Annotated in this window: 16 protein-coding genes; 10 read left to right on the forward strand and 6 right to left on the reverse strand. The window is 68.3% G+C overall.

Going from position 1 to position 14,501, the window contains the following annotated elements; translation table 11 throughout:
* Positions 1-178: 178 nt before the first annotated feature.
* Positions 179-1,942, reverse strand: coding sequence for an oleate hydratase (locus DFJ65_RS00760; protein WP_115921359.1), 1,764 nt, complete (start codon positions 1,940-1,942; stop codon positions 179-181).
* Between the two features lie 67 nt (positions 1,943-2,009).
* Positions 2,010-3,014 carry a zinc-binding dehydrogenase gene (locus DFJ65_RS00765; protein WP_115921360.1) on the reverse strand — a complete coding sequence of 335 codons (1,005 nt, stop codon included), beginning with the start codon at positions 3,012-3,014 and terminating at the stop codon, positions 2,010-2,012.
* A gap of 77 nt (positions 3,015-3,091) precedes the next feature.
* Here DFJ65_RS00765 and DFJ65_RS00770 point away from each other — a divergent pair, with 77 nt between their 5' ends.
* Complete coding sequence (locus DFJ65_RS00770) at positions 3,092-3,724, forward strand: TetR/AcrR family transcriptional regulator (protein ID WP_115921361.1); 633 nt, start codon at positions 3,092-3,094, stop codon at positions 3,722-3,724.
* A gap of 82 nt (positions 3,725-3,806) precedes the next feature.
* Here the strand turns inward: DFJ65_RS00770 and DFJ65_RS00775 are convergent, their stop codons facing one another.
* Positions 3,807-4,094 (reverse strand): hypothetical protein, encoded by a 288-nt coding sequence (locus DFJ65_RS00775; RefSeq protein ID WP_115921362.1) that lies wholly within the window; start codon positions 4,092-4,094, stop codon positions 3,807-3,809.
* 256 nt (positions 4,095-4,350) lie between these two features.
* Here DFJ65_RS00775 and DFJ65_RS17280 point away from each other — a divergent pair, with 256 nt between their 5' ends.
* Positions 4,351-4,599, forward strand: coding sequence for a hypothetical protein (locus DFJ65_RS17280; RefSeq protein ID WP_170143947.1), 249 nt, complete (start codon positions 4,351-4,353; stop codon positions 4,597-4,599).
* A 52-nt stretch (positions 4,600-4,651) separates the two neighbouring features.
* Here the strand turns inward: DFJ65_RS17280 and DFJ65_RS00785 are convergent, their stop codons facing one another.
* Positions 4,652-5,905 (reverse strand): PucR family transcriptional regulator, encoded by a 1,254-nt coding sequence (locus tag DFJ65_RS00785; protein ID WP_147301261.1) that lies wholly within the window; start codon positions 5,903-5,905, stop codon positions 4,652-4,654.
* Positions 5,906-6,109: 204 nt separating this feature from the next.
* Here DFJ65_RS00785 and DFJ65_RS17285 point away from each other — a divergent pair, with 204 nt between their 5' ends.
* The 7 genes from DFJ65_RS17285 (at position 6,110) to DFJ65_RS00815 (ending at position 10,950) form a co-directional block, all read left to right on the forward strand.
* Entirely contained in the window at positions 6,110-6,262 is a 153-nt protein-coding gene (locus tag DFJ65_RS17285; protein WP_170143948.1) for a hypothetical protein, read from the forward strand.
* A 368-nt stretch (positions 6,263-6,630) separates the two neighbouring features.
* On the forward strand, positions 6,631-7,776 hold the full coding sequence (locus DFJ65_RS00790; protein WP_115921365.1) for a glutathione-independent formaldehyde dehydrogenase: 1,146 nt from the start codon (positions 6,631-6,633) through the stop codon (positions 7,774-7,776).
* A gap of 21 nt (positions 7,777-7,797) precedes the next feature.
* Positions 7,798-8,364, forward strand: coding sequence for a type 1 glutamine amidotransferase domain-containing protein (locus DFJ65_RS00795; RefSeq protein WP_115921366.1), 567 nt, complete (start codon positions 7,798-7,800; stop codon positions 8,362-8,364).
* Positions 8,361-8,663 (forward strand): putative quinol monooxygenase, encoded by a 303-nt coding sequence (locus tag DFJ65_RS00800; protein WP_075818624.1) that lies wholly within the window; start codon positions 8,361-8,363, stop codon positions 8,661-8,663. The genes DFJ65_RS00795 and DFJ65_RS00800 overlap by 4 nt, the downstream gene beginning before the upstream one ends.
* A 192-nt stretch (positions 8,664-8,855) precedes the next feature.
* On the forward strand, positions 8,856-9,935 hold the full coding sequence (locus DFJ65_RS00805; RefSeq protein WP_115921367.1) for an NAD(P)/FAD-dependent oxidoreductase: 1,080 nt from the start codon (positions 8,856-8,858) through the stop codon (positions 9,933-9,935).
* A 174-nt stretch (positions 9,936-10,109) separates the two neighbouring features.
* Entirely contained in the window at positions 10,110-10,583 is a 474-nt protein-coding gene (locus DFJ65_RS00810) for a hypothetical protein (RefSeq protein ID WP_115921368.1), read from the forward strand.
* Between the two features lie 106 nt (positions 10,584-10,689).
* Positions 10,690-10,950: a hypothetical protein gene (locus tag DFJ65_RS00815; protein WP_115921369.1), complete on the forward strand. Its 261-nt coding sequence runs from the start codon at positions 10,690-10,692 to the stop codon at positions 10,948-10,950.
* Between the two features lie 97 nt (positions 10,951-11,047).
* Here the strand turns inward: DFJ65_RS00815 and DFJ65_RS00820 are convergent, their stop codons facing one another.
* Positions 11,048-11,719 (reverse strand): response regulator transcription factor, encoded by a 672-nt coding sequence (locus DFJ65_RS00820; RefSeq protein ID WP_115921370.1) that lies wholly within the window; start codon positions 11,717-11,719, stop codon positions 11,048-11,050.
* A 151-nt stretch (positions 11,720-11,870) separates the two neighbouring features.
* On the opposite strand from DFJ65_RS00820, the gene DFJ65_RS18210 reads away from it, so the two are divergent.
* Positions 11,871-12,644, forward strand: a complete 774-nt coding sequence (locus tag DFJ65_RS18210; RefSeq protein WP_115921371.1) for a transglycosylase family protein — start codon at positions 11,871-11,873, stop codon at positions 12,642-12,644.
* 77 nt (positions 12,645-12,721) lie between these two features.
* Here the strand turns inward: DFJ65_RS18210 and DFJ65_RS00830 are convergent, their stop codons facing one another.
* Complete coding sequence (locus DFJ65_RS00830; protein ID WP_115921372.1) at positions 12,722-14,488, reverse strand: long-chain-acyl-CoA synthetase; 1,767 nt, start codon at positions 14,486-14,488, stop codon at positions 12,722-12,724.
* Positions 14,489-14,501: the final 13 nt, after the last annotated feature.

The following is a 14,501-nucleotide window of genomic DNA, read 5'->3' on the forward strand; positions in this document are numbered from 1 at the left end:
CGGTAGGGGACCGGCACCGACGAGTTCGGTTGAGGCCGACCACTCCCGGCCGGTCCCCACGCTGCTCACCGGAAGCGAGGAGGACCGGCGTCGGGAGCACGAGGGCGAGATCCGGCGCCAGCACCGGCTCGCGCGGCGGGTCGCCACCGAGGCGGGCCGCACGATCGGCGCCTGGCGCTCAGCCGCGCAGGAGCCCGGCCTGCTCGAGGAGGCGTCCGATCTGGTTGTCGTCGAGCCGGTCGACGAGCTTGGAGCGCACCCGCGCGGGGCCAGGGACCTTGATCGGGTCGCCGTCGCGGAGTCGGGCTGAGGCGTCGAGCAGCGCCCGCACGTCGTAGGTCGACCCCCACACCTCGGGGACGGCTCGCTCGATGCCGAGTAGCGAATAGGCCGCCTCCATCCCGGTGCGGACGGAGTACTCGGTCGTGAAGATGCAGTCCCGGCTCGTCTCCGCGAACTGGCCGATGAAGGCGAAGTTCTGCGCCCCCTCGGGGACGACGTCGGGGCGGTCGCCGGCCTTGCGAGGCATGAAGAAGCTCGTGACGTAGGGCATCATGACGGGCACGCAGGTCGCGCCGTCGGCCGCCAGCTCGGGGATCTCCTCGACGGGGACACCCATGTGGTAGAGCCACTCCTGGACGATCTCCTCGCCCGTGCACTCCTGGATCGACTTCTTCACGTAGTCGCCGGGGACGTCGCTGAAGAGAGCGTAGACCCAGACGACGACCTGACCGGGGTCCTGGGCCCTGAACTGCGGCTGACGGTTGACCGTCCACGACAGGAGCCACGAGGAGTCGCGCGCCGTGACGATCCCGCCGGTCACGGTGCGGCCGGAGAGTGGGTCACGGCCGCAGATCCGGCGGATGTGCTCGGGGATCCGCTCATCGAGGGTCGTGACCGTCGCCGACTCCCACTTCGTCTCGGGAATGCTGCTGCAGAAGACCTCCGGGCGGCCGAATGCCGGGTCCTTGCGGGCGACCTTCTTCCACAGGTCCCACGCCGCCGCCGGGCCCTCGTCGAGCCGGGCCGGCGTGTGGTGGTCGCCGTCATCGGAGTTGTCGACGAGGGAGCCGATCGTCATGAGGACCAGGTCGTCGGGACCGAGGTCGACGCCACCCTCGACGCCCTCACGGACCCAGTGGATCCTCGTCGCGCGCTTGCGGGCCGCCGTGATGTCGAAGTCGACGTCGGTCACCTCGGTGTCGAACTGGAAGGTGACCCCCTGGTCGATGAGCCACCGCGTCATCGGCAGGACGAGGGACTCGTACTGGTTGAAGCGGGTGAACTTCAGCGCGGAGAAGTCCGGCAGGCCACCGACGTGGTGGATGAAGCGGTGCAGGTAGAGCTTCATCTCCAGGGCGCTGTGCCACTCCTCGAAGGCGAACATCGTGCGCCAGTAGAGCCAGAAGTTGCTCACGAGGAAGTCCTTGCCGAAGACCTCGTTGATCCGTTTGCCCTCCATCTCCTCCCGCGTCGCGAGGAAGACGCGGGTCAGGTCCTTCTGTGCCTGCGCGGAGAGGGTGAACTTGCCGTCGCTCTCGACGGGTCGGCCCTGCTTCTCGGTCTGGCGACGGAGGCTGTAGTTGGGGTCGTCCTTGTTGAGCCAGTAGAACTCGTCGAGGACCGAGGCGCCCTCGACCTCGAGACTCGGGATCGAGCGGAAGCAGTCCCACAGGCATTCCATGTGGTCCTCCATCTCGCGACCACCGCGCAGGACGAAGCCCTTCTTCGGCTTGCGGATGCCGTCGAGCGCTCCGCCGGGGAGGCTGATCCGCTCGAGGATCGTGATGTTCTCGCCCTTCATCTGGCCGTCGCGGATCATGAAGACCGCCGAGGACAGCGAGGCGAGGCCGGCGCCGACGAAGTAGGCGCGCTTGGCGTCGACTCCCTCCGGCTTGCGCGGGCGGGCGAAGGCCTCGTAGTTGCCACTTGCGTAGTACATGGTTGTCCTTCCGTGTGCGAATGCCGTCGTGCGGTTGCGGGTCCGGATGCGTCTGCCGAGGCAGGGCTCAGGGGATGAGGACGAAGCGGATCGGGTTGCCCTCCTTGCGCTCGAGCCGGTCGATGACCTCGGGCGCCTGGTCGAGGGGGAAGGTCTGGGTGACGCTCGTCGAGAAGTCCAGCCGCTGGTGCTCGAGGAGGTGGACGAGCTCGAGGACGTGCTTGCCCTCGCTGCCGTAGTGGCCGAGGACGGCCTGGCCCTTGCAGGCGAACGCGGTGTCACTCTCGATCTCGAAGCCCTTGCCGGCGAGACCGACGACGACGAGCCGGCCGTGCACCCCGAGGGCGCGCAGCGCCTGGGTCCGGACCGGGCCGACTCCGGCGAAGTCGAAGGCTGCGTCGAGGCCGGCCGGGGCGAGGCGTGCGATGACCTCGGGCGCCTCGTCCGGGGAGGCGACGGCGTCGGCTCCGAGGGCGACGGCGCGGTCGCGCGCGGCCTCGATCGGGTCGACGGCGATGATCGGGGCGGCCCCGCTCATCCGGAGCAGCTGGACGGCGTGCGTGCCGAGTCCGCCGAGACCCCAGACGCCGACGGCCTCACCGGCGTGGACGTGCGCAGTCGTTCTCACCGCTGCCCAGGGCGTCGAGATCGCGTCCGGGATGATCGCGGCCTGCTCGAAGGGGAGGCTGTCCGGGATCGGGACGACCGTCTCGGCGCGGGCCACGGCGTAGTCGGCATAGCCGCCGTCGTAGTCGACGCCGCGGGTGAGGACGCGTCCCTCGCGGGTCCGGTGCCCGCCCTGGAGGAGCACTCGGCTGCCGACCTCCGGGCCGTGCGTGTCGGGCCCGAGCGCGTCGACGACGCCGGCGACCTCGTGGCCGAGGGTCACCACGTGCCCGTCGAGGAAGAGCGGCGAGATGGTTCCCTCGACGAGGTGGACGTCCGAGAGGCAGACGCCGGCGGCCTTGACGGCGATGCGGATCTCACCGGGGCCGGGCGTGGGGACGGGCACCTCCTCGACGGAGACGGTGTGTGCCTGGAGGTCGGCGCGGACAGCGGTCATCGTGGCCATGGAGTGCTCCTTGTCGATTCGTGTAATTCATTCAAACATGAACGCCCTTCAAATTTGTACCCCGCTACGATGAAGGGATGCCGAAGATCACATCCGCCGACCCTGACCGGGCGCAGTCGCCGGCCCTCGGACGGCGGGAGCGGGCGAAGGCGGACAAGCGCGCCCGCATCCTGGGAGCCGCCCGAGAATTGTTGCGCGAGAACGGCTTCGAGCGCATGACCGTCGTGCAGGTCGCCGACCGCGCCGACGTGGCCGTCGGTACCGTCTTCCAGTACGCCGCCTCGAAGGCCGAGCTGCTCATGATGGTCGTCGCCGACGAGTACGCCGACACGATCCCCGCGGTGCTGCGCTCCCGGACCGGCCGGCAGGCCCCGGCCGCGCGTGTCCGCCAGCTCCTCGAGCCGCTAGCGACCCGGGCCTTGCAGGACCCCGACACGAGCGCGGCCATCGCCCGTGAGCTCCTCTTCGGCACCGAGGGTCCCCACCGCGGCGAGGTCATCGAGCTCGTCGCGAGCCTCGAGCGGGAGATCGCACGGACCCTGCACGAGGACGCCGGCGCCGAGCGCGCCGAGGCGGCGGCCCGGCTCATCGTCGCCGGGGCGATCCTCGAGCTGAACCGGACCCGGACGGCGCGGGCAAGCCGCGGGACCGTCGAGCGGCGGCTCGTCGAGCTCGTCGACCTCGCGATCGCCGGGGCTACGGGCGGGTGACACGGGCCGCGTTGGAACACTGGCGCCTGGGTAAGGAGTCCGGTGTGGCTCCGTCAACGCAGTGGCGATCGTTCAGATGAAGTCAGGCCTGCTCACTCGCGCCGGTCGGTTGCCTCGGGGTCCGCTCACGCAACCAGGTAGTAGTTCCGACGGCCATGCCCCGCGACTTGGGCGTCTGGTGCACGGGGACCACGATGAGCGAAGCCTCACGTCGTAGGGACCACTTGATGGCGTGATATACGGCTGACAGCGATTCAGTGCTGTCCACGGCGATAAGTCCCGGGGCAATGAGCATCCCTTCATGCCACGGCCCCTCCAGGTCGGCTAGGTCGGCCAGGTCTTCCGAGGTCCAAGCGAGGTAGACGGTCATGTTGTCATCCTTGTCGACGTGCCCAGCGGCGACCGCAGTTAGCTTCATGTCCGCGCGAGGTAGGGCGCGGTCACGTCGGCCTGCGCGATGCCGGCCGGCGTCCCGGTCGCGACGACCCGACCGCCGAGCGCGAGGTGGCCGTGCCCGCTCTCGGTTTGCTCTACAACAACGTGGGCTGATCATCATCATCGCGCTGGGTGAGGCGATCGTCGGGGTAGACGCTGGCGCCGAAGCCGCTCTTGCGCGGCCGAGCGTTGTGACGGCCGTCGCCCTCACCGGTGGCGTCGCGATGTTCTACGTCGGCGACGTCGCCTACCGATGGCGCGACCACCACCAGCTCGCCACCAGTCGCCTGGTGGCCGCAGTGGGGGCTGCTTCGCTGATCCCGGTCGCGGTGGTGGCGCCAGCTTTGGCGGCGCTCGCCGGGCTGACCCTCGTCTGCTTGCTGCACACCAGCTGGGAACTCTGGCACCACCCGGCGATCGGCCCGGTCGACGACTCCTGATCGTCCGGTGCCATCGCCGCGCAGACTCTCGCAACTACGGCTTGGGACTACCTCACCGGACGGCGTTTCGCGGGGGCTCGCCGACGGAGGCACGGCGCAGTCGCCACGCGCGTGTCGCCAGGTGGAGGTTGAGTTGTGTCTCGACGTCGTTGAGGTCGTGGCCCGAGATCTCGGTGATGCGGCTGATTCGGTAGCGCAGTGTGTTGCGGTGGATGGTGAGCGTCGTTGCCGTGTCGGCGTACTTGCCCCCGTGGTCAAGGTAGGCCGCCAGCGTGGGGACGAGCTCGGTGCCGTGGCGACGGTCGTAGATCAATAGGTCGCCGAGCCAGTCCCTGATGAGGCGCTCGACTTCCTCAGCGTTGCCGTCGAGGGCGAGCAGCCGATCTACTCCCAAGTCGGCGTAGGCGATGAAGCCATACGGACTGTGGGACTGCTGACGAGCCCTGAGAGCTCGTTGGGCTTGCTCATACGCACGTGGGATCTGTTCCGGCGAGTTGGCCGGCTCCCCCTTGGCGATCACACCGTTGGTGTCGCCGTAGGCGCGCGACAAGTCGTTGAACAAGCGGCCCATGTCGACACCTCGATGGGCGAGGGCGACGACCAGTCCCCGGTTCCAGACGACCAAGCAGGGCAGTCCCTGACGAGCCATGGCCATCCGGAGGTGATCGACGTCGCGGTCGTGCCCGCCGTGACCCCGCTCGGAGGACCACGCGCACACGATCAGGTCGTGCGGAACGCCAAGGTCGTGGCCCTGAGCGGAAGCCCGGTCCACGGCAACGGCGGCCGGGAGCCCTCCAAGAAGGTCGTCGAGGAGGTCTCGACTCAGTCGGTTCTCCAGTTCATTCATCGCTGCGGCCTTAGCCCTCAGCAGCCCCAGTGCGACGCCCGCGTACCGCAGAGCGAATGATGCGTCGCCTCGGTCTTTGTCCGGTGGTACCTCCAGTTCGATCGTGCCGAGTTCGGGGCGTCCGCCGATGACCTCCTCGAGCGAGGTTCGCTCGAGGACCGGTTGGTACCGGCCGGCAACCGTGATCCGGGTCGTCTCGTGCCCGAATCTGTCCCGCAGCACGACAGCGGAGCCTGTGAGCCGGCTGAGTGAGGTGGCCACGTCGAGCTCAGTCCCGGTCGTGGACAGTCGGGCGAACTCCTCAAGCACCCCCTCACGGTGCTGCAGCGCCGCGACGGTGCGCGCCATCTCGTTATTGGCTGCATCGAGTTCGTGGGCGCGTCGGCGGTGGCGCTCGTGCACCTGCGCGTCCGCGAGCGCCGTCCCGAGGAGATCGCCCAACCGTTCGATGACGAACATTTGTTCGGAGTCGGGCCGGGCGAAGCTGCGAAGGACCAGTTGGCCCGGGGCGCCGTTCACGACCGCCACAGCCGTCGTCGACGTCCAGGAGTCGCCGTTGTCCTGCACGAATACCCGTTCACCGGTTGAGGGGCTCGGTTCCGCCGGCTTCGTTGGCTCCCCGGGGGGCAGGGTGATCCACTCCCGGTCCCGCTGGAAGGTGACGTGAACCAACTGGCAGCCGGTCACCGACTCGACCTCACCGTTCAGGACGTTGATGACCTCGTCCACGTCGTGACGTTGCATCATCGCCATGGACATCACCAGCAGCCCCTCGAGGCCGGTGAGGGCACGCCGCAGATCCAGCTCACCGGTTGACACAACGGTTCCGGTTGTGGCGGGCTCGCAGACGGTCATCTCTTGATCCCTGGCCGGCCCGCCCGGGATCCCCCTGTTCCGTACTTACCCCACAGGTCGTCGCGCTGAGCCGCGACGCCTCGGTACATGCAGCACGGATGTATCCCGGGATCCAGTCCGAATCCGTGCGAGCTCATCGGTCCTCATCAACTCTCGGGGGCAGCGTCGCGCTCACCGTACCCCTCGCCCAGCACACCCACCCGCGGGGAGTTGTGCACTCGACCCAAACCGTGCCCCGGGACTTTGGCCTGGTGCGCCCATGACTTCCCGGTGGTCGGCGACGAGTGTGGACAGGTCGGAGTCACCGACACAACGATTGGAGATTCGCCATGAAGGCTGTCGTCTATCAGGGACCCAAAGATGTCGCGGTCACGGACGTTCCGGACGCCGAGATCGAACGGCCCACCGATGTGCTGGTCAAGATCACAACGACCAACATCTGCGGCTCGGACCTGCACATGTACGAGGGGCGCACCTCCTTCGAGAAGGGCCGGACGTTCGGCCACGAAAACATGGGAGAGGTGGTGGAGATCGGCAAGGGAGTAGAGAAGATCAAGGTGGGCGACCGGGTCGTGCTGCCCTTCAACATCTCGTGCGGGTTCTGCAAGAACTGCGAGCGCGGGCTCACGAACTACTGCCTGACAACGCAACCTGACCCGTCGGCCGCCGGTGCGGCCTACGGCTTCGCCGAAATGGGCCCGTACGGCGGCGGGCAGGCAGAACTGCTCCGGGTGCCCTTCGGCGACCACAACGCGCTGCGCCTGGGTGAAGACGCGCAGGACAAGGAGAACGACTACGTCATGCTCTCCGACATCTTCCCCACCGGCTACCACGCCACCGAGATGGCCGGCGTGATCCCGGGCGACAGCGTCGTGATCGCCGGGGCCGGCCCCGTGGGACTCATGGCCGCCCTGTCCGCGACGATCAAGGGCGCCGCAAAGGTGATGGTGGTCGATCGCCACCCTGACCGCCTCGCGCTGGCCGAGCAGATCGGAGCGATCGCCATCGACGACTCCAAGGTCGACCCCGTGCAGGCTGTGCTGGACGAGACCATGGGGCTCGGAGCCGACCGTGGCTGCGAGTGTGTCGGCTACCAGGCCCACGACCCTGAGGGCAACGAAGACCCGGCTGCCACCTTGAACATGCTCATCAACTCGGTCCGGTTCACCGGCGGGATCGGCACCGTCGGCGTGTTCGTCCCCGAGGACCCGGGGGCCAAGAGCGAATTGGCCAAGCAGGGCAAGGCGGCCATCGACTTCGGCACCCACTGGTTCAAGGGACAGACCATGGGCAACGGCCAGTGCCCGGTCAAGAGGTACAACCGCCGGCTGCGAGACCTCATCGCGGCTGACAAGGCGAAGCCGTCCTGGATCGTCTCCCACGAGATCTCCCTGGACCAGGCTGCCGACGCCTACAGGAACTTCGACTCCAGGTCCAAGGGTTGGACCAAGGTCGTCATCAAGCCCGGCATGTGAAACGGAAGAAGGCAAACTGATATGGCAGTAGATCTTCAGGGCAAGAGGGTCGCGATCCTCGCCGCCGACGGCGTCGAACGCGTTGAGCTCGAGCAACCCCGCGAAGTACTGGACCGCGCGGGCGCTCAGACCGAGGTCCTCTCGATCCACGACGGCGAGATCAAGGCCCGTGAGAACGACTTGGATGAAGCGGGCACATTCACCGTCGACGGGCTGGTCGCCGACGCCTCGGTGGGCGACTACGACGCCCTGCTGCTTCCCGGCGGCACGGTGAACCCCGACCAGCTCCGGGTCGACGAGGACGCCGTTTCCTTCGTCCGCGACTTCGTCGAGAGCGGCAAGCCAGTGGCGGCGATCTGTCACGGGCCGTGGACGTTGATCGAGGCCGGCGTGGCCGCGGGTCGCACCCTGACGTCGTACCCGAGCATTCGCACCGACCTGCGCAACGCCGGAGCCGACGTCGTCGACCAGGACGTGGTGATCGACAAGAATCTCATCACCAGCCGCTCACCGGAGGACCTGTCGGCGTTCTCCGAGGCGATCGTGTCCCAACTCGCAGGCACCACAAAGGAAGAGGAGAAGTCATGAGTGTGACCAAGGGATTGCTGGTCAGGTTTGACGCGTTGCCCGGCAAGGAGGACGACGTGAAGGAGTTCCTTGACAGCGGCCGTGCGCTTGTCGAGGACGAGCAGGCGACCACCGCGTGGTTCGCGATCCGCCTCGGGCCGACCTCGTTCGGGATCTTCGACGTGTTCCCCGACGACGCCGGACGTGACGCCCACCTGTCCGGCCCTGTTGCGGTAGCTCTCGGCGAGCAGACCGGCACGTTGTTCTCCGAACCGACGATCGAGAAGCTCGACGTACTGGGCTCCAAACTCCCCGCCTGACACCACAGACCGGGAGTACCGGCCCAGACAGGAGGGGTCGCTGCACGCGGTGACTTCGGGCTTACACAGCCCGCTGACGTCGTGGCAGCGGCCCCTTCTTCTGCGGCCTATCGCAAATCACCAATAGATCGAGGAACCGCGATGACAGGAACTGACGACGGCGTTGCCACGACGCGTTCACCCGAGGTAGCAGTGATCGGGGGCGGGATCGTCGGTCTGTCGACGGCGTACGCGCTGCGAGAGCAGGGCGTGCCGGTGCGCTTGTACGAGGCTGGTCTGCCCGGGACGGGTCAGTCCGCAGGCGAGTCGCGGATCTTCCGGCATGCTCACGACGACCCCCGACTCGTCACTTTCGCGCGCGAAAGCCGCGGCGTATGGGATGAGTGGGCCGAACACTTCGACGTCGAGCTGGTCTCATCAGACGGTGTCGTGGCGATCGGAGACAGCGCCCTGGCGCGGCTGCGCGTGCTGGATCAGGTCGGCGGCGTAGAAGCACGCGAGATCGACGCGGCCGAGGTCGCCCAACGGATGCCGCTGCTCGCTGGGTACTCGGGGCCGGCGGTGCTTGACGACTCGGGCGGCGCGATCCGCACCCGCGCCGCGATCACGGCACTCACGGGTGCCCTCGCAGATGCGATCACCACTGGTGAGGTCATCTCGATCGATCCCCGCGCCGACGGGACGGTCGAGGTGCGCAGCGTCACCGACCGGGCTGTCCACTCCAAGGTGGTCGTGTGCGCCGGCCGCGAAACCGCCCGCCTGGCCCGCAGCGTCGGCCTGTCGCTGCCGGTTCGCCTTGCCGCACACGTCCGGCTGACCTTCGACGTGAAAGCCGCCGCCCCGGCACGAGTCGCGTGCCTGCAGGACAGCAGCGGCGTCTTCGGCGAAGTCGGCGTCTACGCGACGCCGCTACCGGGCAACAGCAGCTATTCGGTCGGACTCAGCGACACCGTCGGCGTCCGCGACGACGGAACTTTCATCGACCCGGCGGCGATTCGATCGCTGGACGAACGCGCACGCGAATACGTGACACGGGCGCTGCTCGGTCTCCACCCAGAGCCGCGCGACTTCCTTCACTGCTGGGTGACCGACCTCCCCTGGAGTGAGGACGGCGTGGCCGTGTGGGAGGCAGGCTCTGTCTTCTTTGTGGCCGGTCACAATCTGTTCAAGCAGGCACCGGCGCTGGGTCGCGCTCTTGCCCGGGCTGCGACCGGCGGCGGTCTCCGCGCCGAGCTCACGCCCGAAGCGCGCCTCGGCGAAGCCCAGGATTAACGGGTCTGCGGCGCGGCAGGCGGCGAGCACCTCCCGGCGTCCGGGCACTTCGGGGTCGGCACCTGCCAGGCCATGGTCGACGTGCGCCTCGGATCACGCTGCCCGAAGCGCCATCGACAAGCGTCTGAGATCTAGTGTTTTTGTTGTCCAGTCATCCACCATGAGGAGTAGTCCATGAACCTGACACAGATGCCGCTGCGCGTCACCACCGGCGCCTTCATCCTCAACTCCGGGGTCGGCAAGCTGAAGGTCGACGAGGGTACGGCCGCGTTTCTGCACAACGGCGCGAAGACCGCCTACCCCGGCGTCTTCGACTCGATGGACCCGAAGACGTTCTCAAAGGTGCTGTCCTACAGCGAAATTGGAGTCGGTGCGCTGCTTCTTGCTCCGATGGTCTCCCCTGTTGTCGCCGGCGCGGCGCTTACCGGCTTCGGCGCGAGTCTGGTTCGGATGTACCTCAAGACCCCTGGCATGACCCAGTCCGACGGCATCCGTCCGACCCAGGAAGGTACCGGCGTGGCGAAGGACGTCTGGCTCGTCGGTGCCGGCCTGACCTTGCTCACCCAGGGCCTGACCTCAGCGACCAAGGCGGGCGCCAAATCGGTCGGCCGCGGTGTTCGGCAGGTCACCCCGTTCGTCGAGAGCTGACTCCCCCGGCGAACTCGGACGCCGCGCAAGGACGCTGAAAACGCGCATCGCGCAGTCGTAGTCTTCGCACAGGAAGTGCATAGACACCGTCGGCAGTCTCTTCTTCATGAACACCGCAGCCACCAACTCACTGTCCACCTCGAAGCGCGTCTGGCGCGGTGTTCTTGCCGCGACCTCCGTCGCACTCGTCGGGGCGTCGGTCATGCCGGCCGCCCAGGCCGAGGCAGCCGGGGTGAAGACGACCAACTACGCAGTCGTCTCCCCGGCGCCCGCCGTCTCGGCCGTCTCCCCCATCGACCTGCCACGCCGTGACGGGAGGTCGATCAGCTACCGGGTCGGTAGCGACGGCACTTTGCGCGCCGTCTGACCCATAGCCACCGGCCGATGCCGTCTTCTCCTTCGGCTCCGTCCGGTCATCGAAAATCAGGCCCCTCCGCCCCAGCAGGCGGAGGGGCCTTCGATGTTCAGCTCGCCCGCAGGCGATACCCGGCACCGCGGACGGTCTGCAGATCGTCGCGCCCGAACGGACGGTCGATCTTGCGGCGCACATGACTGACGCCCTGGTCGACCACGTTCGAGCGGCCCAGATAGGCGATGTCCCAGACGCCGTCGAGCAGGAACTCGCGGGTGAGCAACCTGCCGGGGTGTCGCATGAACACCTCGAGCAGGTCGAATTCCCTTGGTGAGAGCTCGAGTTCGTGGTCGTCGCGCCAGGCCCGGCGCTCCTGCGGTTCGAGGCGGAGGGTGCCCACCTCGAGCGACGGACCGGCCCGCGGAGTTGCCCGTCGCACGATCGCCCGCAGCCGCGCATCGAACTCACGGGCGCTCACCGGCGAACACAACAGGTCGTCGGCGCCGGCGTCGAGCACCCGCACGACGTCGGTGTCGTCGGCGGCCGCAACGAGCACCACGACGGGGATGCGGTCGGGGTTGCCGCCGAGCTCGGCGACCTTGGCGAGGTCGTCGAGTCCGGGTCGATCGCAGCAGATAACGACCGCATCGATATTCCCGATTCCGCTGTGCCACAGCGCAATCGACGACTCGGAAGTGCTGTCGACCTCGTAGCCGCGATTCTCCAGCGAGGCGTGCAGGCGCGGGCCGACGGCGCCGGATCGGTCCAGGACGAGCAGTTTCATGGCCGCGACGGTAGGAAGACGGACTGTCCGATCACTGTGGACGCCGTTGGTGCCACGTGTACACCCGCGCAGGAAGTCATCAGAGAACGGACATCTGCGCGAGTGCACCCTCGTCACCGTCCCCAGAACCTACGAGAGTAAGGACACCACCATGAAGGACACCACGAAGCGGACGCTCCCCTGGCGCCGCGCCGCGATCGGCGGCACCGTCGGCCTCGCCCTGCTCGGCGTCGCCGCAGCGGCAGCGCCCGCCCAGGCGGCCACCGTGCCCGACGTGCTCGCGAAGATCCGCTACTGCGAGAGCGGCAACAACTACCAGGCCCAGAACCCCAGCAGCTCCGCGTCGGGCGCCTACCAGTTCCTCACCAGCACCTGGCAGTCGCTGTCGGCAAGCGCCGGCTACGCCACAGCGAAGTCGGCGCCCGCGTCGGTGCAGGACGCCGCGGCGATCGAGCTCTACAACGCGCAGGGCACCGCACCGTGGGCCGCGTCGCAGTCGTGCTGGGCGTCCCTCGGCGCGGTGTCGACCACGTCGACGGGCTCGACCGGCTCGGCCGGCTCGACCGGGTCGACCGGTTCGACCGGCTCGACCGGCTCGACCGGTTCGACCGGCTCGACGGGGTCGGCCACCGGCACCTCGACGAGCACGGGCACGACGACAGCCGGCACCACGTCGACGGGTTCATCCACCCCGTCGACCACTCGCGACGCCGACCGGACGCACGGCGCACCGGCACGCAGCAGTTCACGCCCGGCTCCGCTCACCGCCAAGAAGGTGAACACCGCTGCGGCGCAGGGAAACCGGGCCGATCACGACGGTGACGGCAAGCGCGACTGCGGCTTGAAGCCAGCCGGCAAGTCGGTCTCCACGGCGAGCGCGCGCAGCACTGCACACCCCTTCGCACACACCGTCGCGGCGCGCTGACCCCTTCCGCTGCGACCGAAAACGGCAGCCGGCCCCGGGCGATCACCCGGGGCCGGCTTGTCGTGTCTCGAGTTCGGTCAGCCCGCGGTGCCGGCGACGATCTCGTCGACGTAGCCGTCGTAGGCGGGCACATACCCCTTGTCCTTGGTGAGCACGTGCACGGCCTCGTCGCCGGCGGCGAACCCGAGGTCACGCAGCTCGACCTTGCGCGACTTGAAGGTGGAGGTGTGTTCGAGGGCCTCCACCACCCGCACGAACAGCGGCCGGGCGTGTGCCGGCAACTCGCTGCGCACGTGGTCGGCGAGCACCGCACCGTCGAAGGTCTCGCTGTCGGCGAGCACGATCGCGGCCATGCCCGCCTTGCCGTCGCAACCCGGCACGTCGACGCCGTAGACGGTGGAGTCGGCCACCTGGGGTGCGCGGGCGAGCGCGGCCTCCACCTCGGTGGTGGCGACGTTCTCGCCCTTCCAGCGGAAGGTGTCGCCCAGCCGGTCGACGAACGCAACGTGCGTGAGCCCCTGATTGCGCACCAGATCACCGGTGTCGAACCAGCAGTCGCCGTCCTTGAATCCGTTGCGCAGCAGCTTCTTCTCGGTGGCGGCGTCGTCGGTGTAGCCGTCGAACGGCGCGCGGTCGGTGACCTTGCTGATCAGCAGCCCGACCTCGCCCGTTTTCACCGTCGCGAGGCGTCCGGCGTCGTCGCGGGTGGCCGCACCGGTCTCGGGGTCGTAGGCCACGACCTTGTAGGGCAGCGGGCAGGTGCCGGCGGTCTGCCCGATGTTGAACGCGTTGATGAAGGCGATGTTGCACTCGGACGCGCCGTAGAACTCCGCGATACGACCGATGCCGAACCGCTGCTGGAACTGGTCCCAGATGTCCGGCCGCAAGCCGTTGCCGACGATCACCCGGATGTTGTGGTCGCGGTCGTCCGACCGCTCGGGCTGGGCGAGCAGATAGCGGCACAGTTCGCCGATGTAGACGAACGCCGTGGCGTCGTAGGTGCGGCATTCGTCCCAGAACCTGCTGGCGGAGAACTTCGGCGCGACGGCCATCGCAGCCCCCGCGGCGAGCACCGCACCGAGGGCGACGGTCACCGCGTTGTTGTGGTAGAGCGGAAGGGCGCAGTAGAGCGTGTCCGTCGGGCGCAGCCGCACCCCGAGCGCCCCTAGGCCGGAGTAGGACTTCAACCAGCGGTAGTGCGTCATCACCGACGCCTTGGGCATGCCGGTGGTGCCCGAGGTGAAGATCAGCAGGGCGCGTTCCTTCGCCCTCACCTGGTTCACGACGGCGGGGTCGTCGGCGGGGCGGCCCTGCACGAGCGAGGGCAGTTCGCTGTAGTGGATCACCTGCTGTTGCGTGGCGATCTCGCCGGAGCTCGCGAACTCCTCGTCGAGGTCGTCGGCCATCACCACGAGCGCGGCGTCGAGGGTTCGCAGGCTGTGCGCCAGCACCTCCCCGCGCTGGTTGTAGTTGATAAGACCGGCGACGGCGCCGAGCTTCACGACGGCGAGCATGACCAGCACGTTCTCGACGTCGTTGGCGGAGTTGATGCCGACGACGTCACCGCGCCCCACGCCACGCTCGCCGAACAGGTGGGCGTACTGGTTCACCAACTCGTTGGCCTCGCGGTAGGTGAGTTCCCGGCCGGCGCCCTTGAGGAACGCGCGATCGGCATAGCGGTGAGCCGTGCGCTGGAACTGCAGGCCGATCGAGGCGGTGTGGCTCGGCTTGCGCAGCACGAGCCCGGGCGCTTCCCGGGCGAGCAGCGGCAGGTCGGGCAGGAAGCCGACCAGCCCCTTCGCCACGTCGGTGACGCCGACCCGGCGGGGGACTGCACTACTCATGTGACTCTCCTCA

Origin of the sequence: Calidifontibacter indicus, from assembly GCF_003386865.1 — a bacterium.
In the GTDB taxonomy this organism is placed as follows: Bacteria; Actinomycetota; Actinomycetes; order Actinomycetales; family Dermatophilaceae; genus Yimella; species Yimella indica.

What these genes read in the sequence shown, in the direction of transcription:
- DFJ65_RS00760 (WP_115921359.1), bottom strand. Translation starts at nt 1,942, where the DNA reads ATGTACTACGCAAGTGGCAACTACGAGGCCTTCGCCCGCCCGCGCAAG.
- DFJ65_RS00765 (WP_115921360.1), bottom strand. Translation starts at nt 3,014, where the DNA reads ATGGCCACGATGACCGCTGTCCGCGCCGACCTCCAGGCACACACCGTC.
- DFJ65_RS00770 (WP_115921361.1), top strand. Translation starts at nt 3,092, where the DNA reads ATGCCGAAGATCACATCCGCCGACCCTGACCGGGCGCAGTCGCCGGCC.
- DFJ65_RS00775 (WP_115921362.1), bottom strand. Translation starts at nt 4,094, where the DNA reads ATGACCGTCTACCTCGCTTGGACCTCGGAAGACCTGGCCGACCTAGCC.
- DFJ65_RS00785 (WP_147301261.1), bottom strand. Translation starts at nt 5,905, where the DNA reads ATGTTCGTCATCGAACGGTTGGGCGATCTCCTCGGGACGGCGCTCGCG.
- DFJ65_RS00790 (WP_115921365.1), top strand. Translation starts at nt 6,631, where the DNA reads ATGAAGGCTGTCGTCTATCAGGGACCCAAAGATGTCGCGGTCACGGAC.
- DFJ65_RS00795 (WP_115921366.1), top strand. Translation starts at nt 7,798, where the DNA reads ATGGCAGTAGATCTTCAGGGCAAGAGGGTCGCGATCCTCGCCGCCGAC.
- DFJ65_RS00800 (WP_075818624.1), top strand. Translation starts at nt 8,361, where the DNA reads ATGAGTGTGACCAAGGGATTGCTGGTCAGGTTTGACGCGTTGCCCGGC.
- DFJ65_RS00810 (WP_115921368.1), top strand. Translation starts at nt 10,110, where the DNA reads ATGAACCTGACACAGATGCCGCTGCGCGTCACCACCGGCGCCTTCATC.
- DFJ65_RS00815 (WP_115921369.1), top strand. Translation starts at nt 10,690, where the DNA reads ATGAACACCGCAGCCACCAACTCACTGTCCACCTCGAAGCGCGTCTGG.
- DFJ65_RS00820 (WP_115921370.1), bottom strand. Translation starts at nt 11,719, where the DNA reads ATGAAACTGCTCGTCCTGGACCGATCCGGCGCCGTCGGCCCGCGCCTG.
- DFJ65_RS18210 (WP_115921371.1), top strand. Translation starts at nt 11,871, where the DNA reads ATGAAGGACACCACGAAGCGGACGCTCCCCTGGCGCCGCGCCGCGATC.
- DFJ65_RS00830 (WP_115921372.1), bottom strand. Translation starts at nt 14,488, where the DNA reads ATGAGTAGTGCAGTCCCCCGCCGGGTCGGCGTCACCGACGTGGCGAAG.